Origin of the sequence: Pseudoduganella albidiflava, from assembly GCF_004322755.1 — a bacterium.
Lineage (GTDB): Bacteria > Pseudomonadota > Gammaproteobacteria > Burkholderiales > Burkholderiaceae_D > Rugamonas > Rugamonas albidiflava.
This window is the reverse complement of sequence record NZ_CP036401.1, coordinates 1,855,807-1,878,247: the sequence shown is the minus strand read 5'-3', so window position 1 is coordinate 1,878,247 and position 22,441 is coordinate 1,855,807. Positions and strand designations below refer to the sequence as shown.

Annotated in this window: 18 protein-coding genes; 10 read left to right on the top strand and 8 right to left on the bottom strand. The window is 67.5% G+C overall.

Annotated elements, in window-relative coordinates; all coding sequences use genetic code 11:
- Positions 1-411: 411 nt before the first annotated feature.
- On the top strand, positions 412-2,652 hold the full coding sequence (locus EYF70_RS08060; protein ID WP_371861713.1) for a beta-glucosidase: 2,241 nt from the start codon (positions 412-414) through the stop codon (positions 2,650-2,652).
- 139 nt (positions 2,653-2,791) lie between these two features.
- Here the strand turns inward: EYF70_RS08060 and EYF70_RS08055 are convergent, their stop codons facing one another.
- Together EYF70_RS08055 and EYF70_RS08050 are read right to left on the bottom strand one after the other, a co-directional pair.
- The gene (locus EYF70_RS08055) at positions 2,792-3,418 is read right to left on the bottom strand and encodes a flavin reductase family protein (RefSeq protein WP_131144935.1); all 627 of its coding nucleotides are present in this window, start codon (positions 3,416-3,418) and stop codon (positions 2,792-2,794) included.
- 146 nt (positions 3,419-3,564) lie between these two features.
- Entirely contained in the window at positions 3,565-4,497 is a 933-nt protein-coding gene (locus tag EYF70_RS08050; protein ID WP_131144934.1) for a LysR family transcriptional regulator, read from the bottom strand.
- 154 nt (positions 4,498-4,651) lie between these two features.
- On the opposite strand from EYF70_RS08050, the gene EYF70_RS08045 reads away from it, so the two are divergent.
- From EYF70_RS08045 to EYF70_RS08010, 7 genes are all read left to right on the top strand, one after another.
- Positions 4,652-5,194: a V4R domain-containing protein gene (locus EYF70_RS08045; protein WP_131144933.1), complete on the top strand. Its 543-nt coding sequence runs from the start codon at positions 4,652-4,654 to the stop codon at positions 5,192-5,194.
- Positions 5,195-5,255: 61 nt separating this feature from the next.
- Positions 5,256-6,440, top strand: coding sequence for an acyl-CoA dehydrogenase family protein (locus EYF70_RS08040; RefSeq protein WP_131144932.1), 1,185 nt, complete (start codon positions 5,256-5,258; stop codon positions 6,438-6,440).
- 15 nt (positions 6,441-6,455) lie between these two features.
- On the top strand, positions 6,456-7,001 hold the full coding sequence (locus EYF70_RS08035; protein WP_131144931.1) for a flavin reductase: 546 nt from the start codon (positions 6,456-6,458) through the stop codon (positions 6,999-7,001).
- Between the two features lie 73 nt (positions 7,002-7,074).
- Positions 7,075-8,229, top strand: a complete 1,155-nt coding sequence (locus EYF70_RS08030; RefSeq protein WP_131144930.1) for an ABC transporter substrate-binding protein — start codon at positions 7,075-7,077, stop codon at positions 8,227-8,229.
- Between the two features lie 105 nt (positions 8,230-8,334).
- Positions 8,335-9,804 (top strand): carboxylesterase/lipase family protein, encoded by a 1,470-nt coding sequence (locus EYF70_RS08025; RefSeq protein WP_131144929.1) that lies wholly within the window; start codon positions 8,335-8,337, stop codon positions 9,802-9,804.
- A gap of 160 nt (positions 9,805-9,964) precedes the next feature.
- Positions 9,965-10,606, top strand: a complete 642-nt coding sequence (locus EYF70_RS08020) for a response regulator transcription factor (protein ID WP_131144928.1) — start codon at positions 9,965-9,967, stop codon at positions 10,604-10,606.
- A 496-nt stretch (positions 10,607-11,102) separates the two neighbouring features.
- Positions 11,103-14,087, top strand: coding sequence for a TonB-dependent receptor (locus EYF70_RS08010; protein ID WP_229420750.1), 2,985 nt, complete (start codon positions 11,103-11,105; stop codon positions 14,085-14,087).
- A gap of 240 nt (positions 14,088-14,327) precedes the next feature.
- Here EYF70_RS08010 and EYF70_RS08005 read toward each other — a convergent pair whose 3' ends face one another.
- The 5 genes from EYF70_RS08005 to EYF70_RS07985 form a co-directional block, all read right to left on the bottom strand.
- A complete protein-coding gene (locus EYF70_RS08005) occupies positions 14,328-14,570 on the bottom strand; it encodes a hypothetical protein (protein ID WP_131144927.1) in 243 nt (80 codons plus the stop codon).
- A 57-nt stretch (positions 14,571-14,627) separates the two neighbouring features.
- Positions 14,628-15,350 (bottom strand): ABC transporter ATP-binding protein, encoded by a 723-nt coding sequence (locus EYF70_RS08000; RefSeq protein ID WP_131144926.1) that lies wholly within the window; start codon positions 15,348-15,350, stop codon positions 14,628-14,630.
- Positions 15,347-17,191, bottom strand: a complete 1,845-nt coding sequence (locus EYF70_RS07995; protein ID WP_131144925.1) for a branched-chain amino acid ABC transporter ATP-binding protein/permease — start codon at positions 17,189-17,191, stop codon at positions 15,347-15,349. Before EYF70_RS07995 ends, EYF70_RS08000 begins: the two co-directional genes overlap by 4 nt.
- Positions 17,188-18,231 carry a branched-chain amino acid ABC transporter permease gene (locus tag EYF70_RS07990; RefSeq protein WP_229420749.1) on the bottom strand — a complete coding sequence of 348 codons (1,044 nt, stop codon included), beginning with the start codon at positions 18,229-18,231 and terminating at the stop codon, positions 17,188-17,190. The genes EYF70_RS07995 and EYF70_RS07990 overlap by 4 nt, the downstream gene beginning before the upstream one ends.
- Before the next feature lie 131 nt (positions 18,232-18,362).
- Positions 18,363-18,809 carry a tautomerase family protein gene (locus tag EYF70_RS07985; RefSeq protein WP_229420748.1) on the bottom strand — a complete coding sequence of 149 codons (447 nt, stop codon included), beginning with the start codon at positions 18,807-18,809 and terminating at the stop codon, positions 18,363-18,365.
- A gap of 434 nt (positions 18,810-19,243) precedes the next feature.
- Here EYF70_RS07985 and EYF70_RS07980 point away from each other — a divergent pair, with 434 nt between their 5' ends.
- Positions 19,244-20,299, top strand: a complete 1,056-nt coding sequence (locus EYF70_RS07980) for a porin (RefSeq protein WP_131144924.1) — start codon at positions 19,244-19,246, stop codon at positions 20,297-20,299.
- A gap of 70 nt (positions 20,300-20,369) precedes the next feature.
- Here EYF70_RS07980 and EYF70_RS07975 read toward each other — a convergent pair whose 3' ends face one another.
- Positions 20,370-21,293 carry a LysR family transcriptional regulator gene (locus tag EYF70_RS07975; protein WP_131144923.1) on the bottom strand — a complete coding sequence of 308 codons (924 nt, stop codon included), beginning with the start codon at positions 21,291-21,293 and terminating at the stop codon, positions 20,370-20,372.
- 191 nt (positions 21,294-21,484) lie between these two features.
- Between EYF70_RS07975 and EYF70_RS07970 the strand changes: the two genes are divergently transcribed.
- Positions 21,485-22,438: a PDR/VanB family oxidoreductase gene (locus tag EYF70_RS07970; RefSeq protein WP_131144922.1), complete on the top strand. Its 954-nt coding sequence runs from the start codon at positions 21,485-21,487 to the stop codon at positions 22,436-22,438.
- Positions 22,439-22,441: the final 3 nt, after the last annotated feature.

Here is a 22,441-nt window from a genome sequence, read left to right as displayed (position 1 = left end):
GCAGGTCGTTGAAATCGTTTTCAGTGATCGAGGAAGAAAACCCGAAGGGGACTTCGGGCTTCCGCATGCGATCGACGGCGCGTGGGGATGTTGACCGGCGCGCCGGTGGAAACGCTTTCAGGAGGCAAAACTTACCGGCAACAGTGAAGTTCCGTCAACAGCTTTGTTTAGTGGAAATTACTAAACGTAGTAAAAATACGAATTTCCTGAAAATATCAGGCTACCTGTGACATGGCACTTGACTTTCAAGATTCCGATCACGAAACTGCTCTGAAATCGATTTCAGATGCGCTTTTCCGGTGTTTCCTGCGCGTTCTGGCGTGGCCGCGTCCGGCACAGGCGCGTCCGGCCCAGTCCCGGGCGGGCCAGCGCACCTGACACGATCCTCCAATAAATCAAGGAAATTAACGGATGAGACAACTCAGCATGATCATGAAGCACCGCGCGAAGCACTCCGTGAAACACGGCGCCCTGGCCCTGACGCTCATCGCGTCCGCCATCCACGCGATGGCTGCCGACGCCTTTGCCGACAATCCCAAGGCGGACCCCGACCAGCGCGCACGCGCCGCGGTCGCCGCGATGACGCTGGATGAAAAGATCCAGACCGTGTTCGGCTATTTCTCCACCGACTTCAAGGGCACGGCGAAGCCGAAGGAAGGCGTGCCGTTCACCGCCGGCTTCATCCCCGGCGTGCAACGCCTGGGCATCCCGCACCAGCAGTTGACGGACGCCGGCACCGGCGTCGCCTCGCAGCCGAACCCGTCGCCGCGCCAGCGCACCGCCCTGCCGGCCGGCATCGCCACGGCGGCGAGCTGGAATCCTGCGCTCAGCTACGCGGGCGGCGCCATGATCGGCAAGGAAGCGCGCCTGTCCGGCCACAATGTGATGCTGGCCGGCGGCGTCAACCTGCAGCGCGAACCCCGCAACGGCCGCAACTTCGAGTACGCCGGCGAAGATCCCTTGCTGAGCGGCGTCATCGCCGGCGAGCAGATCCGCGGCATCCAGTCGAACCACCTGGTCGCCACCGTCAAGCACTTCGCCTACAACGACCAGGAAACGGGCCGCTTCAAGGTGAACGTCAAGATCGGCGATGCGGCGGGCCGCATGTCCGACCTGCTGGCCTTCCAGATCGCCATCGAGCGGGGCAATCCGGGTTCCGTCATGTGCGCCTACAACCTGGTCAACGGCGCCTACGCCTGCGAGAACGACTACCTGCTCAACAAGGTGCTCAAGCGCGACTGGGGCTACAAGGGCTATGTGATGTCCGACTGGGGCGCCGTGCACTCGACCATCCCGGCCGCGCTGTCCGGCCTGGACCAGCAGTCCGGCTGGCCGTTCGACCAGTCGCCGTACTTCAACGGCGCACTGAAGGAAGCGGTGGAGAACGGCCACGTGCCGCAGGCCAGGCTCGACGACATGGTGCAGCGCATCCTGCGCGCCATGTACGCCAACGGCGTGATGGAACACCCGGTGCAGGTCGAACCGGAGAAGATCGATTTCGCCGCCAGCGCGCAGGTCTCCCAGCAGGCCGCCGAGGAAGGCATCGTGCTGCTGAAGAACCGCAACGGCGTGCTGCCGCTGGCCGGCACGCAGCGCACCATCGCCATCATCGGCGGCCATGCCGACGTGGGCGTGCTGTCGGGCGGCGGTTCCTCGCAGGTCTATCCGATCGGCGGCTCGCCGGTGCCGAACGAAGGTCCGAAGACATTCCCGGGCCCGATCGTCTACCTGCCCTCCTCGCCGATGCAGGCGCTGGCCAAGCGCCTGCAGGCGAAACTCGTCTATCACGATGGCAAGGATGCGGCGGCCGCAGCCCGGCTGGCCGCGTCCAGCGACCTGGCCCTGGTCTTCGCCACGCAGTGGACCGCCGAGAGCATCGACCAGCCCGACCTGTCGCTGCCCAATGGCCAGGACGCGGTAATCGCCGCCGTGGCGGCCGCCGGCAAGCCCACCGTGGTGGTGCTGGAAACCGGTTCGCCGGTCACCATGCCCTGGCTGGCCAATGTCGACGCGGTGGTGCAGGCCTGGTACCCGGGCAGCCGCGGCGGCGAAGCGATCGCCCGCGTGCTGACCGGCGAAGTGGATGCCTCCGGCCGCCTGCCGGCGACCTTCCCGATGTCGGCGGACCAGCTGCCGCGCCCGGTGGTGGACGGTACCGGCCTGCCGGAAGGCAGCCGCTTCACGACCGACTACGACATCGAAGGCGCTGCGGTCGGCTACAAGTGGTTCGACAAGAAGGGGCACAAGCCGCTGTTCGCCTTCGGCCACGGCCTGTCGTACACCTCGTTCAAGTACACCGGCCTGGCCGCGGCGGCGAAGGATGGCGCGATCGACGTGTCGTTCAGCGTGACCAACGACGGCAAGCGCGCCGGCAAGGCGGTGCCGCAGGTGTACGTGAGCAAGGCCGGCAGCGGCTGGGAGGCGCCGAAGCGCCTGGGCGGCTGGGACAAGCTGGCATTGCAGGCCGGCGAAAGCCGCGCCACCCGCGTCGCCATCGACCCGCGCACGCTCGCCGTGTTCGACAGCGCCAGCGGCAAGTGGAAGATCGCCGCCGGCGAATACACCGTGATCCTCGCCGAGGCGGCCGATGCACCGGTGGCGACCGTCAAGGTGCGCCTGCCGGCCCGCGAGTTCGCGGCTGGCGGCCGCTGACCCGGCTATCGGGCGCTGGCGGTAGCGGGCGGCGATCCGTGGCGTGAGCAGCAGGCCGGCGGCCAGGTTGGCGCCGGCCTTCAATGTTTTCAATCCACGCTTCAACGCCCTGCGGTTCGCGGCGGGGCGCCCGCGACAACTACGGGCTGTCCGGGCGCCGCATGCGGAACATCTGTTCCGGCGTGATCTCGAAGTAATCCGCCGGCCCGCCTCCGCGCAGGATGGGACGCGCACCGGCGGTATCGTAGATGCCGTCCTTCAGCAGGTGCCGTGCGATGTGCACGCCGACCACTTCCCCCAGGACCAGCCAGTTGCCTGTTGCCGCGCCGCTGGCCGTCTGCAGCGCGATGATCTGCGTGGCGCGGCATTCGAAGGCGACAGGCGACTCCGCCACGCGCGGTGTGCCGATCACGCTCGACGATGCGGGCGTCAGGCCGGCCAGCGCGAATTCATCCACCTCGGGCGGCGCCGCCGTGCACGTGATGTTCATCGCCTCGGCCAGCGGCCGCGTGGCCAGGTTCCACACGAATTCGCCGGTTGCCTCGATATTGCGCAGCGTGTCCTTCCGCCCCTGGCTGGAAAAGCCCAGGATGGGCGGCACGTAGTTGAACGCATTGAAGAAACTGTAGGGCGCCAGGTTCAGCACGCCGTCCGCGCTGCGGCTCGATATCCAGCCGATGGGACGCGGGCCGATGATGGCGTTGAATGGATCGTGCGGCAGGCCATGGCCTCGTGCCGGTTCATAAAAATAATACTCGTGGCTCACGCGAGCTCCTGGTCGAACCGCGGCGAACCTCGGCGTCCGCCGCGTACTGGTTGTCATTGAAATGGATGGCGCCCGTCAAGGACGCCGTGAACTGCAGCGGGCCGTTGCCACCGCCGATGGCGAACGCATCGCTTCGCACGGCCGCCCTACGTGGCATTCGCGGTGCCCGTCGCACCGAACATCTCCGCAATCGTCGTGCGCAGCCACGCTATGCCGGCATCCGCCGCGAAGCGCTGGTGCACATGCAGCTTGACTTCGATCGGCGGCAGGTCGAAGGGCAGCGCCAGCAGCCGGTAGGCACGCCCCCGGTTGAACCGCTCCGCTATGCTGCGCGGGAACATCAGCGCCAGGTCGGTGCTGCGCACGATCTCCGGCGCGGCGATGAAGTGCGGCAGCTTGAGCACGACGTTGCGCTGGATGTCCAGCTGGCCCAGCCACTTTTCCGTCAGGCCGTGCCCCGTGGCGCCGCTGTCGGTGACCACGTACCGCAACCGCCCCAGCGCTTCGCGGGTCAGCGCCCGCCTGCCGTCCGGATGGCCGGAACGCACCATGCACACGTACTCGTCGTGGAACAGCGTCTGCGACTGGCAGTCGCCGGACAGGCCGGGAACGTAGCCCAGCGCGAGATCGATCTCGCCCGAGCGCATGCCCGCTTCGACATTGGCCAGCGGGATCGGCACGACCTCGATCGCGACGCCGGGCGCGTTTTCCTGGAGCGCCGACAGCAGCGGCGGCAGGAAGAAGAACGCCGACATGTCCGACATCGAAATGCGAAAGCGCCGCACCGATGTCGCGGCATCGAAACCGGCATGGCGCTGCATCGCGCCATAGATCATGTCGAGCGCACGGTCGATCGGGCCGTGCAGCCGTATGGCGGCCGCCGTGGGCTGCATGCCATCGGCCGTGCGCACGAACAGCGGATCCTGGAACACATCGCGCAGGCGCCGCAGGCCATGGCTCACCGCCGGCTGCGACAGCGCGAGGCGGTCCGCAGCGATGGTCAGGCTGCGCGTTTCCCATATCGCCAGGAATACCCGCATCAGGTTCAGGTCGACGGTCCCTGTATTCATTTTCTGCATAGTGCCGATTCCCGATCTTCAGTTGACGGTGTTTTGGGGAAACGCCTATCGTTTCCCTATCGGATTGCCGTCCTGTCATACAGCAAACAGGTCGAATATCGGACTGCCTTGCACGCAGACGAAGCACACAATTTTAATCGACCGGAGACACACCATGAGCGCTTTTTGGGATCGCATCGGGATCGACGAAACGGCCGGCACCATCTTCGATGGCGACCGCCGCTACCTGATGATGCGCACCGATGTGCTGATGGGCATGCTGCACGAACTGCCGGCCGCGCTGCGCGGCCAGGTGCTGGCGGCGCTGGCCGAATCGACGCGCCAGCACGGCGGCAAGAGCGTGCGCGCCTACCTCGAAGCCGGCAGCAGCGACGGCCTGGCCCGTACGGTGGTCGAAGGCGCCGCCGCCTTCGGCTGGGGCGTCTGGCACTTCAGCGCCGGCGCGCACGAAGCCGGGCTGGAAGTCGAGAACAGTCCGTTCGCCGCCGGCCATGGCCCATCCGATGTTCCCGTGTGCGCGCCCATCCGCGGCATTTTCCACAGCCTGGCGCAGAGCGTGCTGGGCAGCGACGTCAGGGTGACCGAAACGCAGTGCGCGGCGCAGCACGGCGGCCGGTGCCGCTTCGTTGCCCGGCGCGCCGAGCCATCCGCCACGTCCCTGTCCCAGACGCCCCTTTCCGGCACGCCCCTTTCTTGATTCCCGCGACCCCGCGCAGGCATCCAACCCACGAACACCGTTGAAACACGAAGGAGACATCATGTCCACAGCCACCCTGCTGCATCCCGCCGCACCGATCCACCCCGGCCTGGTCCCGCCGCCCCTGTCGCCGGCAGCGCCGGCAACGCTCGACCAGGTGCTGGCCGACGTCGCCCGGCGCAGGGAAGAATTCACCTCGCTCGGCCACGTGCCGCGCGACATGGTCGAACGCTTCAGGGAAGCCGGCATCTACCGCGCCGGCACGCCGCGCTGCTTTGGCGGCGACGCCATGCCGCCCGCCGACTTCCTGCGCATCGTCGAGCGCATCGCGGCCGTCGACGGTTCCGCCGCGTGGGTCGCCAGCTTCGGTTCGGCCAACACCTACCTGGCCGCGCTGCCCAGGGCGACGCAGGCCTTTATTTATGCGGAAGGACCGGACCAGGTGTTCGCCGGCGCACTGTATCCGCCGCAGCCGGCGGTCCGCACGGCCGATGGCTGGCAAGTCACCGGCCAGTGGAAATTCGCCAGCGGCTGCATGGGCGCCAGCTGGCTGGGCGTGGGCATCGGCGGCGGGCCGGGCGTCAAGCCGCTGGCCGCCATCCTGCCGGCCGCGCGGGTCGAGATCGTCGAGAACTGGGACGTGGTGGGCCTGGAGGGCACCGGCAGCCATGACCTGCGCGTGACCGACCAGTTCGTGGCCGATGACTGGACCTTCCAGCGCGGCAGCGGCGCCGTGATCGACGAACCGCTGTACCGCTACCCCGCCACCTGCTACCAGGCGCAGGTGCACGCGGCCGTCAATATCGGCCTGGCGCGGGCGGCGCTGGAGATCGTCAACGACATGTCGGCCGGCAAGGTCACCACCACCGGCGCGCCGCGCATGGCCGACCGCGCCTACTTCCGTATCGAGCTGGCCAAGGCGCAGGCGCAGTTCGAGGGTGCCAGGGCGTACTTCTACGAAGCGGCCGAGGCGGTCTATGAGGCCATCGTGGCCGGCCAGGACGTGACGCCGGAACAGATCGGCATGCTGAAGCTGAGCGCCACGCATGCCGCGCAAACGGCCGCCGACGTGGTGCGGGACGCCTACCGCCTGGGCGGCATGGCATCGATCTACAGCAAGCACCCGCTGCAGCGGATCGTGCGCGATTCGATGGTCGTCACCCAGCACGCCTTCCTCAGCAGCGGCAACTTCGACGGCGCCGGCGCCGTGCTCGTCGGCGTACCGCCCTTCCCCGGTTTCCTGTAACAACGCGAGGCAGCCATGAATTCCGTTCCCGCTCAAACCCGCGCTCCCGACAGCGACGCCCTGCGCCTGCGCTTCCGCGAAGCGATGGCCAACCTGCCGGCAGCCGTCAACATCGTCACCACGGCCGGCCCGGCGGGCCGCTGCGGCATCACCGCCACGGCGGTCTGCTCGGTCAGCGATACGCCGCCGACGCTGCTGTTCTGCATCAACCGCAACAGCACCACCCTGTCGGCCTTCGAGCAGAACCGGCAGCTCTGCATCAACGTGCTGCCGGCCGAATGCGACGACCTGGCCCGGCACTTCGCCGGCATGAGCGGCCTGTCGATGGAGGAACGCTTCCAGGCCGCGAACTGGATCGACGAAGGCGGTGCCGTACCGCGCCTGGAGCCCGCCCTGGTCAGCCTTGCCTGCCGCGTGGTCGACGTGGCGCAGGTCGGCACCCATGCGGTCATCTTCGCCCAGGTCGACGACATCTCGATCCGCCAGCAGGCCGACGCGCTGGTGTATTTCGATCGCACCTTCCGCCGGGTGACGCGGCAGGTCGAAGCACAGCCGGCGTGATCGTCCCGGCAGCCCCGGGGCCATCGGCCGGCATCACAATGATAAAACCCACCCTCTCTCCAGGAGTCGCACCATGAAGCATCGCTCTCTCATCCGAACCGCCGCGCTGGCCGCGGTATTGTCCGTGCCTTTGCTGGGTTGGGCCGCGGACCTCAAGCTGGGTTTCATCACCTCGCTGTCGGGCCCTTCGTCCTCGCTGGGCATTCCCTATTCGAAGGGCCTGCAGGCCGGCGTGACCTACCGGCCCGACATCGCCGGCAAGAAGGTGCAGGTGGTGCAGCTCGACGATGCCTCCGACCCCACCACGGCCGCCCGCAACGCCCGCAAGCTGGTCGTGGAAGACAATGTCGATGCGCTGATCGGCACCGCCGGCACGCCGTCGGGCATCGCCATCGCCGGCGTGGCCCGCGAACTGAAGGTGCCGTTCATCTCGGTCGCCCAGGTCAAGCCCGACGCCGGCAATGGCGGCTGGATGGTCAACGTGCCGCAGGCCACGCCGCTGATGGTCGATACGCTGGTGGCCCACATGCAGCGCTCCGGCGTCAAGACGGTCGCCTACATCGGCTTCTCGGACGCTTGGGGCGATATCGTCTACGACGCGCTGCTGGTCGCCGCGAAGAAGAACGGCATCAAGGTGGTGACCAACGAGCGCTATGCCCGCAACGACAGTTCCGTCACCGGCCAGGCGCTGAAGATCGTCGCGGCCCGGCCGGATGCCGTGTTGAGCGGCACCTCGGGCACGCCGGGCGCGCTGGCCTATCTCGGCTTGAAGGCGCGCGGCTATCGCGGCAAGATCTATGGCACCCATGGCATCATCAATCCCGACTTCATCCGTGTCGGCGGTGGTGCGCTGGAAAACCTGTACGCCCCCACCGGCCCCGTCGTCGTGGCCGACCAGTTGCCGGCCAACCACCTGTCGCGCAAGATCTCGCTCGATTTCCGCAGCGCCTACAAGAAGACCTTCCAGGCCGACGCGACGGATGCCTTCGCGCCCTACGCGTTCGATGCCTGGCTGATCTTCCTGGATGCGGCGCAGCGCACCATGGCGCAGAAGCAGCCCGGCACGCCGGAATTCCGCGCGGCCCTGCTCAATTCCCTGCTGTCCACCAAGGAGCTGGTCGGCACGCAGGGCGTGTACAACTTCCGCCCGGAGAACATCTTCAATACCGACCCGCGCTCGGTCGTCATGGTGAGGCTCGAGAAAGGCAAGTGGAAGTACATGCCCTGACCGGCTCCCGCGCTCCACGCCCGGCCGCGCAGGCGGCCAGGGTGACATCATCGCAGTCCCGACATACCAATCCACACGTTCAACAACAACAAGGAGACCACCACGATGTTCGACAGCATCCGCCCCACGCTCGCTGCCCCCGCAATCCCCGCCGCCCTGCTGGCCCTGGCCTTCGCCCTGCCCGCCGCCGCCGCCACCGGCCCCGTGGCCGCCATCGACAGCGGCAAGCTCGAAGGCGCCATCGAGAACGGCATCGCCAGCTGGAATGGGATTCCGTATGCCGCGCCGCCGGTCGGGGCATTGCGCTGGCGCGCGCCGCAGCCGCCTGCCGGCTGGACCGGCATCCGCGCGGCCACCAGCTTCGGCAACGACTGCATGCAGGTGCCCTTCCCGCAGGACCTGGCCCCCCTCGCCACCAAACCCGCCGAGGATTGCCTGTACCTCAACGTGTGGAAACCCGCCGCGGCAAAAGGCAAGCTGCCGGTGATCGTGTGGATCCATGGCGGCGGCTTCGTCAACGGCGGCACGTCGCCGGCCATCACCTCCGGCGCGCCGCTGGCGAAACGCGGCGTCATGGTGGTCAGCTTCAACTACCGCCTGGGACGCTTCGGTTCCTTTGCCCACCCGGCGCTGGCAAGCGACGCCGCCAACAAGGGACAGTCCGGCAACTACGGCTACCTGGACCAGCTCGCGGCGCTCGATTGGGTACAGCGCAATATCGCCGCGTTCGGCGGCGACCCGGCCAACGTGACCATCATGGGCGAATCGGCGGGGGCCATCGCGGTCAACACGATGCTCACCTCCCCGCTCACCCAGGGCAAGGGATTGTTCGCCAGGGCGGCCATCCTGTCGGGTGGCGAAGGCATCATCCCCGGTCTCCCGTCGACCCGGTCGGGAGCCGAGCAGTGGAGCATCGAGTTCGCCGGCAAGCATGGCATCGCCGCGGACGATCCCGCCGCACTGTCGAAGCTGCGCGCACTCACGCCGGAACAGGTGGTCGACGGCTTCAACCTGATGTCCATGTTCACGCCGGGGCCACGGGTGCACGTCGGGCCGTTCGCCGACGGGCAGGTGGCCGTGGAACCATTGCCGGCCTATGCGGCCGGCCGCTTCGTCAAGGTACCCGTGATGATCGGCGCCACCGATGACGACATGGGCGGCCGGACAGGGTTCATGGTTGCCGGTGCCCGCAAGATCGCCGGCGTGCTGGCCGACCAGGGCGTGCCCGTGTACGCATACCGCTTTTCGTATGTGCCGAAAGCGATCGAATGGCCGGGCGGCGCCAAGCACGCGACCGACGTGACGTACTTCTTCGATACCGTCGCCAGTGCGCATGGCGACAAGACGACCGCGCGCGACATCGCCATGAGCAGCGCGATTGCCACCTACCTGGTGAACTTCGCGAAGAACGGCGATCCGAACGGGGCGCAGTTGCCGCAGTGGCCGCGCTACCAGCGTGACAAGGACGAGCTGATCGATTTCGCCGCATCCGGCGTGCCGGTACCGCAGAAGGATCCGCTGGGGCCGGAAATCGACGCGGCGCAACGCGCCATGCCCGCCAGGCAGGCCAACTAGGCCAACCAGGCAGGCCGCGCAACGCTCCGGACCGCCCTGCTCCGCACAGGGCGGTCCGGCAAACCCCACCTCGAACACGCGCTGCGGGACGGACGGCGCCATGCCGGGGCTCCAGCCGGCGCCCGCCGCGCCCGCGCCGATCGATCAAGAGAACCGCTCCATGGAGACCCCTGTCGTACACATCGTCGACGACGACGCCCTGGCACGCGCAGCGCTCGCGCGGCTGCTGGATGCGGCGCAGATCCGCACCGCGTGCCATGCCGGCGCCGAAGCATTCCTGCAGGCGTACGACCCGCTGCTGCCCGGCTGCCTCGTGGTCGAGGCGGACCTGCCCGGCACATGCGGGCTGCGGCTGCAGGAGCACCTGCTGTCCGCCGGCAGCGAACTGCCCGTCATCTTCGTCTCGCGCAGCGGCGACGTGCCGGTCTCGGTGCGGGCCCTGCGCAATGGCGCGGTGGACTTCCTCCAGAAGCCGTATGACCCGCGCCGCATCATGGACAGCATCAGGATGGTCCTGGATGGCGTGCAAAGCCGCTATCCCGAGCGCGAGAGACAGGCGCGCCTGCGCGAAAAGTTCGCGCAACTGAGCCCGCGCGAACGCGAAGTGCTCGATCATGTCCTGCGCGGCGACGTCAGCAAGATCATCGCGCGCGACCTGAACATCAGCGTGCGTACGGTCGACGTGCACCGGGCCAGGATCAAGGACAAGCTGCGCTGCCCGAACTCGGCGGCGCTGGTCAGGGATGCCGTGCTGGCGTTCGGGCTCGACATCCTGCACCCCCACGATTTTCCGAAGACCTGACTCCCGCCGGGGCACACGCTCCGGCTGTCCACCCGGTTCACCACCTGCCGCCACGCCTCCGGCCACGGCATTCCCCTCGTCCGCTTCCTGCCCTGCTTTTCACCCTGCTTCATGCCCTGCTTCATGCCCTGCTTCATGCCCTGCTTCGCCTGTGTGCCCGATACGCAACAGGCCCCGTGACGATGCACGAGCCGGCCGGCGGCGCGGCTTTGTCACGCTTTCGGCACCGCGTATCCGGGCCACGCGCGAAGCGCTTGATTTCATTACGAAAACGATTTCAGCGGCGGCGGAAAAACAAGGCGCCCTTGTGGCTGCTGGCGCCGTTCGATGGCGCACGCCGCGTGCCACTAGGTAGGCATGCGTATAGACGCTGGCATGCCGCCTTTCTATCTTGAAGCAGCTGACGCTGTTTTCACCGCGAGACCGCGGCTGGCCCATCGCAATCACCACACCACGCCGCCACCGCGCGGCATTTCCAGAGCAAAGAGGAGAACAAGTGACAAGAGCCCGCAATGACGCTGTACCCCGTATCACCCCGCGCAGCATGGCACTGGCCGTGGCCGGCGCCTGCGCGACGCTGTTCGTGCCCGCGCTGGCCCAGGAGGTACCGCCGCCGACGACGGCCGGCGCCAGCCAGCCCGCGGCCGCAGCGCCCGCCAACACGGTGATCGTGACGGGCATCCGCGCGGCCATGCAGTCGACCATCGACATGAAGCGCAATGCCGACGGCATCGTCGACGGCATCGTCGCCGACGATATCGGCAAGTTCCCGGACACCAACCTGGCCGAGGCGGTGCAGCGCATCTCCGGCGTGTCGATCGACCGCTCGCGCGGCGAAGGCTCGCGCGTGACCGTGCGCGGCGTGGGGCCGGACTTCAACCTGGTCCTGCTGAATGGCCGGCAGATGCCGGCAGCGAACCTGGAAGACCGCGGCAGCCGCTCCTTCGATTTCGGCAACCTCGCCTCGGAAGCCGTGTCGCGCATCCAGGTGTACAAGAGCGCCCGCGCGGACAGCCCGCCGGGCGGCATCGGCGCCACGCTGAACATCATGACGGGCCGCCCGCTCGAACTGGGCAACCAGGCCAGCATCGGCGGCAAGCTGGTATACGACAAGTCGAACACCAACCTGCCGGACCAGCTGAACGGCAAGAAGGTGACGCCCGAAGTATCGGCGCTGATCAGCCGCAGGTTCGGCACCGGCGACATGTTCGGGCTGTCGCTCACGGCCAGCTACCAGTCGCGCAACTCGGGTTTCAACCAGGCGCAGGTGGGCGGCTGGATCGGCCCGTTCCAGGCCGGCACCACCGATGGCTACGGCGCGATCGCGCCGGGCACGGCGACGAACGCGCCCACCTCGGGCATCTACCTGACGCCGCAGAGCCTGTCGTACTCGCTGACCGGCTCGCAGCGCCAGCGCACCAACGGCCAGCTGACGTTCCAGTTCCGCCCCACGCGCGACTGGACCAGCACGCTGGACTACACCTATGCCCGCAACAAGATCCAGACCCTGGGCACCTCGGTCGGCGTGTGGTGGAGCCATGCGCAGAACCAGCGCAGCGACTGGGTCACCGGCCCGGTCTCGTCGCCGTCGTACTACGAAGAGCAGTCGGTCATGCAGGATCTCGCTTCGGTCGCCCAGGACTACGCGACCGTGTCGACGCTGAAGTCCACCGGCTTCAACACGTTTTTCCGCGCCAACGCGCGGTTGCGCCTGTCGCTGGACCTGCACCACTCGGTGGCCAGTTCCGGCTCCGACAGCCCGTTCGGCAGCCTGAACGACATCACCACCGCCAGCTTCGGCCGCAACACCAATGGCGCCGACTTCACGCATGAACTGCCGGTGCTGTACATGGACTACACCCCGATCGGCAACGAGGTCACCGGGTCATGGTTCCAGGATGCCCGCAGCAGGCAGGTGATCGACCAGGCCCAGGCCGGCGCGAAGCTGGACATCGGCGAATCGTCCGGACTCAATTTCGGCCTGTCCGTCACGCGCACCCGCTACAACTCGGCCTGGCAGCAGGTGCAGCAGGATGCCTGGCAGGGCACCGCGCCGGGCGGCCACCAGAACGCCGCCACGGTGTACGACCAGAGCTACTGGACGCCGGCCAACCTGCGCGACTACTTCGGCCAGCTGGACGGCTCGGACGACCCGAAGATGTGGACGACGATCCCCGTGGTCGACTTCGTGAAGGTGCGCCAGAACGCGATCGACGTCACCGGCAACGCGGCCATGTTCACGCCGAGCCTGGCCGCGCCGACGGAAGTGCGTGCGCTGCGCGAGAAGTCGAGCGCGCTGTACGTTCAGTTCAATACCGAGTGGGATACGGCGATGCCCATGCATACCGGCATCGGGCTGCGCTATGAAAGGACGAAGGTCGATACCGATGCCACGGTCGCCGATCCGAGCCTGGTGCGCTGGGTCGCGCAGAACGAATATCCGGTCACCAGCACCCCCGGCACGCTGCGCACCGAGCATGGCGACTACCACAACTGGCTGCCGACGGTGGACTGGGACATGGACGTGCTGCCCACCCTGAAGGTGCGCGCCAGTTACGGCGTGACGATCGGACGGCCGCGCTGGGACCAGATCCAGGGCGGCGCCACGTATGGCGCGGTGGCCGGCGTCACGGGCCTGAATGTCACGCGCGGCAACCCGCGGCTGTCGCCGGTCAAGTCGCGCAACCTGGACCTGTCGGCCGAGTGGTACTACACGCGGCAGAGCATGGTCTCGCTGGGCCTGTTCCACAAGGACCTGAGCGGCTACGCCGGCCAGGCCAGCTTCGTCGAGGCGTCGGGCACGGCGACCACGCCGGTGGGCGGCAAGTACTGGAACGCCGCGGTGGCGGCGGGCTGCAAGCCGGCCGACACCGACTGCCTGCGCAACTACATCCTGCGCAATTTCGATGGCCAGCCGGGCGTGACGATGACCGGCAGCACCGGCACCGGCAATGCCGCGGGCGTGATCACCGGCATCCCGGGCGACCCCGCCCTGCCCTACAACGTGACGACCTACATCAGCCAGAACAAGTCGTCGCTGAAAGGCGCCGAGGTCAACTGGCAGCACATGTTCGGCAACGGCTTCGGCGTCCAGGCCAACTACACGTACGTGAAGTCGGACCTGCGCTACAACGACACCGGCGTCGGCGCGCAGTTCGCCCTGCTGGGACTGTCCGATTCCGCCAACCTGGTCGGCATCTACGAAGACCGCAAGCTGTCGGTGCGGCTGGCCTACAACTGGCGCGACCGCTTCCTGGCGTCGGTGGCGGAAAGTGGCCGCGCGAATCCGGTCTACGTGGAACCCTACGGCCAGTTCGACCTCTCCGTCGGCTACAACGTCACCGACAGGCTCAGCCTGGCCCTGGAGGCGATCAACCTTGCCGACGCCACCCAGCGCGCCCATGGCCGGACCGTCATGCAGGTGCTGAGCGTGTCGACCGGCGGCCCGCGCTATATGGTGGGGGCGCGGTACAAGTTCTGAGGGGGCTGGGATAGAAGAAATATTTCCTGAAACCGGGGTCTGACCCCGGTTCCGCTTGGATAGCGATGTTTGATGTCGAAAGAGCGCCAGAGCAGCAGGGGTCTGTCCCCGCCAGTCGTCGGTACTATCCAAGTTGCCAACTATGACCAAGGGGACCGACCCCGGTTTTTGCTGGCGTAATTGGTACGCCGGCAAACACCGGGGTCAGTCCCCTGACGGAGAAAACGGCAAGCGCTACAGCTAACACTTACCGGGGACAGACCCCTGCTGCTCGACCGCCTTTTGCGACATCTTTTTTCGCTCGCGGTCGCAAGACAGCGCTTCGGCAAGCCAGTCCCGCTTCATGGGTTTGCCGGACGGCGGCGCGGCAGGCGCGGTGGGTTGGGTGGCACGAAGGTTGGCTGCCGCAAAGGCCGGCGCCCGCAGCCCGTCCAGCGGTTCGGCGGGACAGCCCGCCGGATCATGGCGAAAGTGATCAAGCATGAGGTACTCCCGTGTTCATCGCGGCGGACCGGCCGTTGCAGCCGGTCCGCCCCGCCGCTAGTCGGTACCGCCACCGAGGTAGGTGGCGTGCACGCGCGCATCGCGGGCCAGCTCGTCGGAAGCGCCGGCCAGCGACACCTGGCCGAGTTCCAGCACCACGCCACGGTCGGAACTGCGCAGCGCGGCCAGCGCGTTCTGCTCGACGAGGATGATCGAGATGCCGTCGTCGCGCAGCGCGCGCACGATGGCGAGGATTTCCGTGACGATCTTCGGCGCCAGGCCCAGGCTCGGCTCATCCAGCATCAGCACGCGCGGCTCGGCCATCAGCGCGCGGCCCAGCGCCAGCATTTGCCGCTCGCCGCCGGACAGCGTGTTGGAACGCTGGGTGCGCCGCTCGGCCAGCCGGGGGAAGCGGTGATACACGCCGTCGAGCTTGCGGTTGCGCGCCGCCGACGAATCGCGCTTGCTGTAGCTGCCCAGCAGCAGGTTGTCCAGCACCGACATGTCGCCGAACAGTTCGCGCTGTTCCGGCACCAGGCACAGGCCGCGCCGGACGCGTTCCTCGACGTCGACGCCGTCCAGCGATTCGCCATCCATCCGCACCGCGCCGCGCGCCGGCAGCAGCCCCACGGCCGCCGCCAGCAGCGACGTCTTGCCGGCACCGTTCGGCCCGATGACGGAGACGATTTCCTTCGGCATCAGCTTCAGCGAGATGCCGCGCACCGCCTCGACCTGTCCATAGTTGACCTGCAGGTTGTCGATTTCCAGGATAGGACTCATGCCGCGTCTCCCAAGCAGACTGCTTGTTTCGTGTTGTCGGATTGCTCTTCGGCGAGGTCGCCGCCCAGGTAGGCGGCCTGCACGCCCGCATCGCGCCGCACCGCGGCGGGATCGCCCTCCATCAGCTTGCTGCCGAAGTTCATCACCACCAGGCGGTCGACCAGCTTCATGACGAAGTCCATGTCGTGTTCGACGATCATGATGGTCACGCCGTCGCGGCGCAGCTGCTTCAGCAGCTCGGCCAGTTCCTGTTTCTCGCCATGGCGCAGGCCGGCCGCCGGTTCGTCCAGCACCAGCATCACCGGGTCGCCCATCAGCGCGCGGGCGATCTCCAGCAGGCGCTGCGTGCCCAGGGGCAGCGCGCCCGCCAGTTCATGCTCGCGGCCCGCCAGGCCGATGCGCGCCAGCTGCGTGCGCGCCTCCAGGAAGATCTGGCGTTCCTCGTGCTTGTCCAGGCCCAGGCCGGCGGCCAGCAGGCCGCTGCGGGTACGCCCGTGGGCGCCCAGCGCCACGTTGTCGAGCAGGCTCATCTGGGGCCGCAGCTTGACGTGCTGGAAAGTGCGCGCCATGCCGAGCTGGGCGATGTCGCGCTGGGACAGCTTCGTCACGTCGCGGTCCATGAACGACACCGTGCCCGAACTGAGCCCGATGGCGCCGGTGAGCAGGTTGAACATGGTCGACTTGCCCGCGCCGTTCGGTCCGATCAGGCCGACGATCTCGCCGGCCGCGATGTCGAAGCTGACATCGTTGACAGCCACCAGGCCGCCGAAGCGCCGCGTCACGTTCCGGGCACTGAGGATGGTCTTGCCGGCCGCCGGCTGGCTGCGCCGGGCCAGCGGCTGCGTGTCGCCGCGCGGCGGCGGGGCCACCGGCGCCGGGGCACGGCGGTACTTCGCCGCCAGCTTCAGCGCGAAGCCGCACACACCGGCCCGTGCACGGTGCAAAAGCAGCAGGAAAAGCAGGCTGAACACGATGACTTCCAGCTGCGTGCCGCGGCTCGACAGCAGGGGCAGCACATCCTGCAGCGTATTGCGCAGCAGGATCACGATGGCCGAGCCGATCAGCGCGCCGGGCAGCTGCAGCAGGCCGCCGACCACCGCCATCAGCAGGTAGTTGATGCTGCCGTGGACGTCGAACGTCGACGGGCTGACATAGCGGCTGTTGTGCGCGTACAGCCAGCCGGCCAGGCCGGCCACCAGGGCCGAGTACACGAACAGTTTCAGGCGCAGGTGGTAGCCGTCGGCGCCCACGCTGGCCAGCAGGCTGTTGCCGCCGCGCAGGCTGCGCATGGCCCGGCCCTGGCGCGAGCGCAGCAGGTTGCTGCTGAACAGGTAGACCAGGCCCAGCGTGCCCCAGATCAGGTAGTACATGGCGCCCGACGAAGCCAGCGAGTAGCCGCCGATATGGATCGGCACGATATTGCTCATGCCCGTGTGGCTGCCCAGCGCTTCGATATTGCTCAGCACGAGCGGCACCGACAGGCCCCAGGCGATGGTGCTGATCGGCAGGTAGTGGCTGCCCAGGCGCAAGGTCAGCATGCCGATCACCAGGGCGGCGCCGCCGGTCGTCGCCAGCGCGAACAGCAGGCCCAGCCAGGGCGACAGCCCCTGCGCGGCGGTCAGCCACGCGGTCGAGTAGGCGGCGATGCCGACGAAGGCGGCCTGCCCGAACGACGTCACGCCACCGACGCCGGTCAGCATCACCAGGCCCAGGGCGACCATGGCGCCGATGCCGATGTCGTTCATCAGGCCGATGCCGAAATTGCCGAGCGCCAGCGGCAGCAGGAACAGCGCGGCCACGACGGCCAGCGGCGCGTGGCGGTGGAAGAGGATGCGGCTCATTGGTTGATCTCCTCGACTTCATCTTCGGAATGGACGGCGTAGTACGAACGCACCAGCAGCACGGGAATCAGCACGCTGAACACGATCACGTCTTTCAGGGCACCGCTCCAGAATGCGCCGAAGCTTTCCAGGATGCCTACCGCGATCGCGCCCAGCGCGGTCAGCGGGTAGCTCGTCAGGCCGCCGATGATGGCCGCCACGAACGCTTTCAGGCCGATGGTGAAACCGGAGTCGTAGTACAGGGTGGTGATGGGCGCGATCAGCACGCCGATCAGGCCCGCCAGCAGGGAAGCGCACAGGTAGGCCATCAGCGCGGTGCGGGCCGGGCGCACGCCGACCAGCCGGGCGCCGACACGGTTGACGGCGGTGGCGCGCAGCGCCTTGCCGACCAGCGTGTATTCGAAGAACAGGAAGAACATCAGCCCCAGCACGGCGGCCGCGCCGACCATCAGGATCGTCTGCATCGAGACGGCGAAGGTGGCGCCCAGGTCCCAGGTGCCGTCGAGCAGCGCCTGCGTGCGGTGGCCTTCGGGACCGAAGAACATCAGGCCCAGCCCGGCGAACAGGAAATGCATGACGAGCGCCGCCATCAGCAGCACCAGCGAGGAGGCATCGGCGATCGGCTGCAGCAGGATGCGCGCCGCCAGCGGTGCCACCGGCACGACCAGCAGGATGGCGCACAGCACCTTGAGCAGCGCGGGCGCCTGCGACCCTGCGAGCGACCAGGCCGCCAGACAGGGCAAGGCCGGCAGGAGGCCCCAGCCAAGCACCGCGGCCGGTATGCGCCGGTAGTCGCCGGCACGCCCCAGCCGCAGCACTTCCAGTCCCACCGCGATCGCCGCCAGCAGGGCCACCATCCATACCGTGGGCGGCAGGTGGCCGGCCTCGAATGCCGCCAGGCTCAGCGCGGCGAACACGGCCACGTCGCCGAACGGCACGAACACGACCCGTGTCACGGAAAACACCAGCACCATGCCGATCCCGGCCAGCAGGTAGATCGCGCCGTTCGCGATCCCGTCCGTCAAAAGTATCAATATCACATCGCTATCCATCATGTCTCCACATCTGCTCGCTGCTATTTCTGGTTGTTAAGGTGGGGTCCGGGCTCCGCCCGGCGCTCCTGCCAACATGCGCGCCAACAGGCCTGCCGGCTTGCCGGCCGGCGCGCCTTTCACCGCATTCGCGCCGCCTCCATGGCGCCGCGGCCGACACCCCTGCCGAGCGACTGCGCGGTCTTTCCGGCGAGGCCGAAATCGGTATTGGGGATATCCTTGATGATGATCCTGACAGCGCTTCGGGCGGCGCCGGGGAGTTCCGCCATCACGTCGGTCAGTGCGGCGATCAGGCGGCGCTTCTGCGCGTCGCTGCGTCCCGCGATCAGGAATGCCTGCACGACGCTGATCGCCAGGCCCTGCCCGGTTCCCGGTGACGTCAGGGCCGCAGCGGGCGCGCCGCCGATACCGGTATCGTGGGCGGCCACTTCGTTCAGGATCACCCGGACGGAATCGATGGGGGCATCGATCGATGCCACGACGGCATGCGTCATGGACTCGATGATTTCCTGTTTTTGCCGATGGCTGTATCCCTCGGCGATGAATGCTTCTATGGTCGGCATCATGTATTCCTGGAGTTAAAAACAGCGGATAAGACATGCCCGCCGGGACGAACGGAGCGTCAATCCCGCGGCATCATCAGGGATACTATGCGGCGCTATCGGATAAATCAAATTTATACTATTGATGATATTGATGAATTAAGCTTATTCGCCTGATTGGTGCGAAAAGCGCGGCCGATGCACCGCCACGGCCAACGGAACATGGCGAAAAACGCCGGCCGCGCACTGCTGCGGTGCAAAATAAGTGGATAAACGCCATCGATGGGAATCATCTCCCCCATCGATTGGATTAATCCATTGTTCACTTCTACCATTCCCCTGCCTCAACACACGATGCAGCCGGCGACAGCCGTCCAAAGGCTCTCGCACGCCTGCCATTCCTTCGCCCGCGCACCGCCGCGGGCGCTCACTGTTTGTTGCATCAGGAGAAGCCGAACATGAAACGCACCCTGCGCACACTCTGCGCCGCCTCGCTCTGCACCACCACGCTGGCCCACGCCGACCCGGTCACGATCTACGGCTTGATCGATGCCGGCCTGACCCGCTATTCGGACAGCGCCACCGCCGCGGGCGGGCCGCGGCAGCTGACCAAGATGGACACCGGTGTCGCCAACGCGAACCGCATCGGCTTCAAGGGCGTGGAACAGCTGGGCGACGGGCTGAGCGCCTTCTTCACGCTGGAAACCGGCTACACGCTCGACGATGGCGCGCTGGGCCAGGGCGGGCTGATCTTCGGCCGCCAGGCCTTCGTCGGCCTGGCCAACCAGTACGGCAGCGTCAGCGTGGGCCGGCACTACGACTTCATGATCAACCAGAATGCCTACTCGACCGGGGCGGCCACCGTGGCCGGGCTGCTGGCCTTCGGCCTGCATGCCAGTCCGCGCACGGCCGGCGTGCTGAACGACCGCATCTACGCGGGCGACCGGGTCAACAACTCCGTCAAGTTCCAGAGCCGCGCTTTCGGCGGATGGAGTGTCGGCGCGCTGTATGGTATCGGCGAAGTAGCCGGCAACAGCGACGCGGGGCGGACCTACAGCGTGCGCGTGGCCTACGATGCCGGCCCCGCCAGCGCCGCGCTGGCCATGACCGACCTGCGCGATGCGGCGGGCGTGTACACGACCCGCATCTACGGCCTGGGCGGCAGCTACCAGGTGGGCAGCGTGCGCGCGTTCAGCCTGTTGACCCATGTCCGCAACAACAGCGGCCGGCAGCTGGAAGCCACCAATGCGGAAGTGGGCGCCACCTGGGCCGCCGCGCCGCTGGTCGACCTGTCGGCCGGGGTGCAGCGGCAATCGCGCAACAACGCCATCGGCAGCGCGCACCAGCTGACACTGGTGGCCAACTACAAGTTTTCGGCACGCACGAATGTGTATGCGGTGGGCGCCTTCCTGCGCGACCGCGGCTTCCCCGCCCAGACCACCGCGGCCGTCGGCGTGCCGGATGCCGACGGCACGCAGAACGCGCTGCGCATCGGCATCCGCCACCTGTTCTGACCCCGCGGCCCTGCGCCGTTCACGCCGGCCGGCCGCTCAGCCCTGCCGTCCGTTCGGCCCTGCCAGCCGCTCAGCCCTGCCGCCCATATTCCTGCAGCAGGTCGACGATGGCCTGCCGCATCCAGCGGTTGCCGGCGTCGCCCTCGAAGTCCTGGTGCCAGTGCAGCGTCACCTCGACTTCGGGGATCGTCACCGGCAGTTCGTACAGCGAGAACTGTTCCTGCGCATTGAACAGGCGGGCGATCCGGTAAGGCACGGTCACCGCCAGGTCCGAGCGGGCCAGGATGCTGGGCAGCACCGAGAAATGGGGGATGTCGAGCGCGATCGGGCGGTCGATGCCGTGGGCGCGGAAGACATCTTCCAGCTGGTGGTGGCTGCTCTCGGCGGACTGCACCTGCACGTGGGACAGGCCGAGGAATTCCTCGACATTCAGCGAACGCCCGGCCGGCAGGCCTTCCCGCCTGCGCGTCAGGCACATGTAGGTTTCCCTGAACAGCAGCGTATGGCGTGTCATGGATTTCAGCAGCGGCAGGTTGCCGATGGCGAAGTCGAGCTGGCCCGTGCGCAGCGATTCCTCGATGGCGCTCTTCGGCACCTGCTCGACATGGATGCGCGCCAGCGGCGCGTGGGCCCGCATGTATTCGCACAGCGGCGGCAGGAAGAACATTTCGGCGGCATCCGTCATCGACAGCGTGAAGGTGCGCGTGCTCAGCGCGGGCACGAACTGCTCGGCGTAGCTGAGCGCATCCTGCACCGCCTGCAGGGCGCGCGTGATCGGCTTGGCCAGCTCCTGCGCCGCGGGTGTCGGCTGCATGCCGGTCTTGGTGCGGATGAACAGCGGGTCGTTGAAGATCGTGCGCAGGCGCCGCAGCGCATAGCTGACCGCCGGCTGCGACAGGTGCAGGCGGTCGCCCGCCAGCGTCAGGCTGCGCTCGTCCGAGATTGCCTGGAAGACGCGCAGCAGGTTCAGGTCCATGTTGTTGAGGGTCGTCATACCAAAATCCATGCTGTTTATGCGATGGATATGTTACATCAATTTGATAAATCAAGGGCCCGCCAATAGAATGAATTCATCGTTGCAACAGGATGCGATGCCTGTTTGCAGCGGCGTAGTGCCAGCCACCCAGCCGGATGCACACCCGGCGCGGCGGCCGGCGAACCGGTTTCCTTATCGTGGGTGATGGCATGAAGATGATCGTGGAAAAAATCGTGGATGAAACGGCGGACGTGCGCTCGTTTCGCCTGGTGCGGGCCGATGGCGCGCCGCTGGAAGCCTATGAGCCGGGGGCGCATGTCGATGTGACGGCGCCCGGCGGCATCACCCGGCAATACTCGCTGTGCGGCGCGCCCGACGACGACCGCGCCTACACGATCGCCGTCAAGAAGGAACCGCAGTCGCGCGGCGGCTCGCGTGCCTTGCACGAGGCGGTCGCGGTCGGCAGCGAACTGGAGGTGGGCCAGCCGCGCAACCTGTTCGCGCTCGATCCCGCCGCCACCGAGCACGTGCTGTTCGCGGCGGGGATCGGCATCACGCCGCTGCTGGCGATGGCTTACCGGCTGGTGGCGCGCGGCCACGCGTTCACGCTGCACTACTTCGTGCGCGGCCCGGAATACGCGGCCTTCGCCGACCTCCTGGCCGCGCCGCCATTCGCCCACCACGTGCGGTTCCACTATGGCGTGGAGCGCGACAGCATGCCCCGCTACCTCGAGGCATGCATGAACGCCGCCAGCCACGATGCCCATGTGTACACCTGCGGCCCGGCGCCATTCATGGAAGCGGTGGTGGCCTGCGCGGGCCGGTCGCGCCGCGAGGAAGCGATCCACCTCGAACACTTCCAGGCCGCCGCGCCGGCCGCCGGCGATGCGGGCGACGGCGCCTTCGAAGTGGCCATCGCCAGTTCCGGGCAGGTGCTGCCGGTGCCGGCCGGCAGCACGATCGTCGATGTGCTGGCCAGTGCAGGCATCGTGATCGACACCTCCTGCCGCGAAGGCATCTGCGGCACCTGCGTGGTACCGCTGCTGGACGGCACGCCGGACCACCGCGACAACTGCCTGTCGAAGAAGGAAAAGGCCGCCAACGACCAGATCTGCCTGTGCGTTTCCCGTGCCTGCTCGGCACGGCTGGTACTCGACCTCTAGCCA

What these genes read in the sequence shown, in the direction of transcription:
- EYF70_RS08050 (WP_131144934.1), bottom strand. Translation starts at nt 4,497, where the DNA reads ATGCAGAAAATGAATACAGGGACCGTCGACCTGAACCTGATGCGGGTA.
- EYF70_RS07975 (WP_131144923.1), bottom strand. Translation starts at nt 21,293, where the DNA reads ATGACGACCCTCAACAACATGGACCTGAACCTGCTGCGCGTCTTCCAG.
- EYF70_RS08000 (WP_131144926.1), bottom strand. Translation starts at nt 15,350, where the DNA reads ATGAGTCCTATCCTGGAAATCGACAACCTGCAGGTCAACTATGGACAG.
- EYF70_RS08025 (WP_131144929.1), top strand. Translation starts at nt 8,335, where the DNA reads ATGTTCGACAGCATCCGCCCCACGCTCGCTGCCCCCGCAATCCCCGCC.
- EYF70_RS07970 (WP_131144922.1), top strand. Translation starts at nt 21,485, where the DNA reads ATGAAGATGATCGTGGAAAAAATCGTGGATGAAACGGCGGACGTGCGC.
- EYF70_RS08045 (WP_131144933.1), top strand. Translation starts at nt 4,652, where the DNA reads ATGAGCGCTTTTTGGGATCGCATCGGGATCGACGAAACGGCCGGCACC.
- EYF70_RS08005 (WP_131144927.1), bottom strand. Translation starts at nt 14,570, where the DNA reads ATGCTTGATCACTTTCGCCATGATCCGGCGGGCTGTCCCGCCGAACCG.
- EYF70_RS08040 (WP_131144932.1), top strand. Translation starts at nt 5,256, where the DNA reads ATGTCCACAGCCACCCTGCTGCATCCCGCCGCACCGATCCACCCCGGC.
- EYF70_RS08030 (WP_131144930.1), top strand. Translation starts at nt 7,075, where the DNA reads ATGAAGCATCGCTCTCTCATCCGAACCGCCGCGCTGGCCGCGGTATTG.
- EYF70_RS08035 (WP_131144931.1), top strand. Translation starts at nt 6,456, where the DNA reads ATGAATTCCGTTCCCGCTCAAACCCGCGCTCCCGACAGCGACGCCCTG.
- EYF70_RS07995 (WP_131144925.1), bottom strand. Translation starts at nt 17,191, where the DNA reads ATGAGCCGCATCCTCTTCCACCGCCACGCGCCGCTGGCCGTCGTGGCC.
- EYF70_RS08020 (WP_131144928.1), top strand. Translation starts at nt 9,965, where the DNA reads ATGGAGACCCCTGTCGTACACATCGTCGACGACGACGCCCTGGCACGC.
- EYF70_RS07985 (WP_229420748.1), bottom strand. Translation starts at nt 18,809, where the DNA reads ATGATGCCGACCATAGAAGCATTCATCGCCGAGGGATACAGCCATCGG.
- EYF70_RS08060 (WP_371861713.1), top strand. Translation starts at nt 412, where the DNA reads ATGAGACAACTCAGCATGATCATGAAGCACCGCGCGAAGCACTCCGTG.
- EYF70_RS07980 (WP_131144924.1), top strand. Translation starts at nt 19,244, where the DNA reads ATGAAACGCACCCTGCGCACACTCTGCGCCGCCTCGCTCTGCACCACC.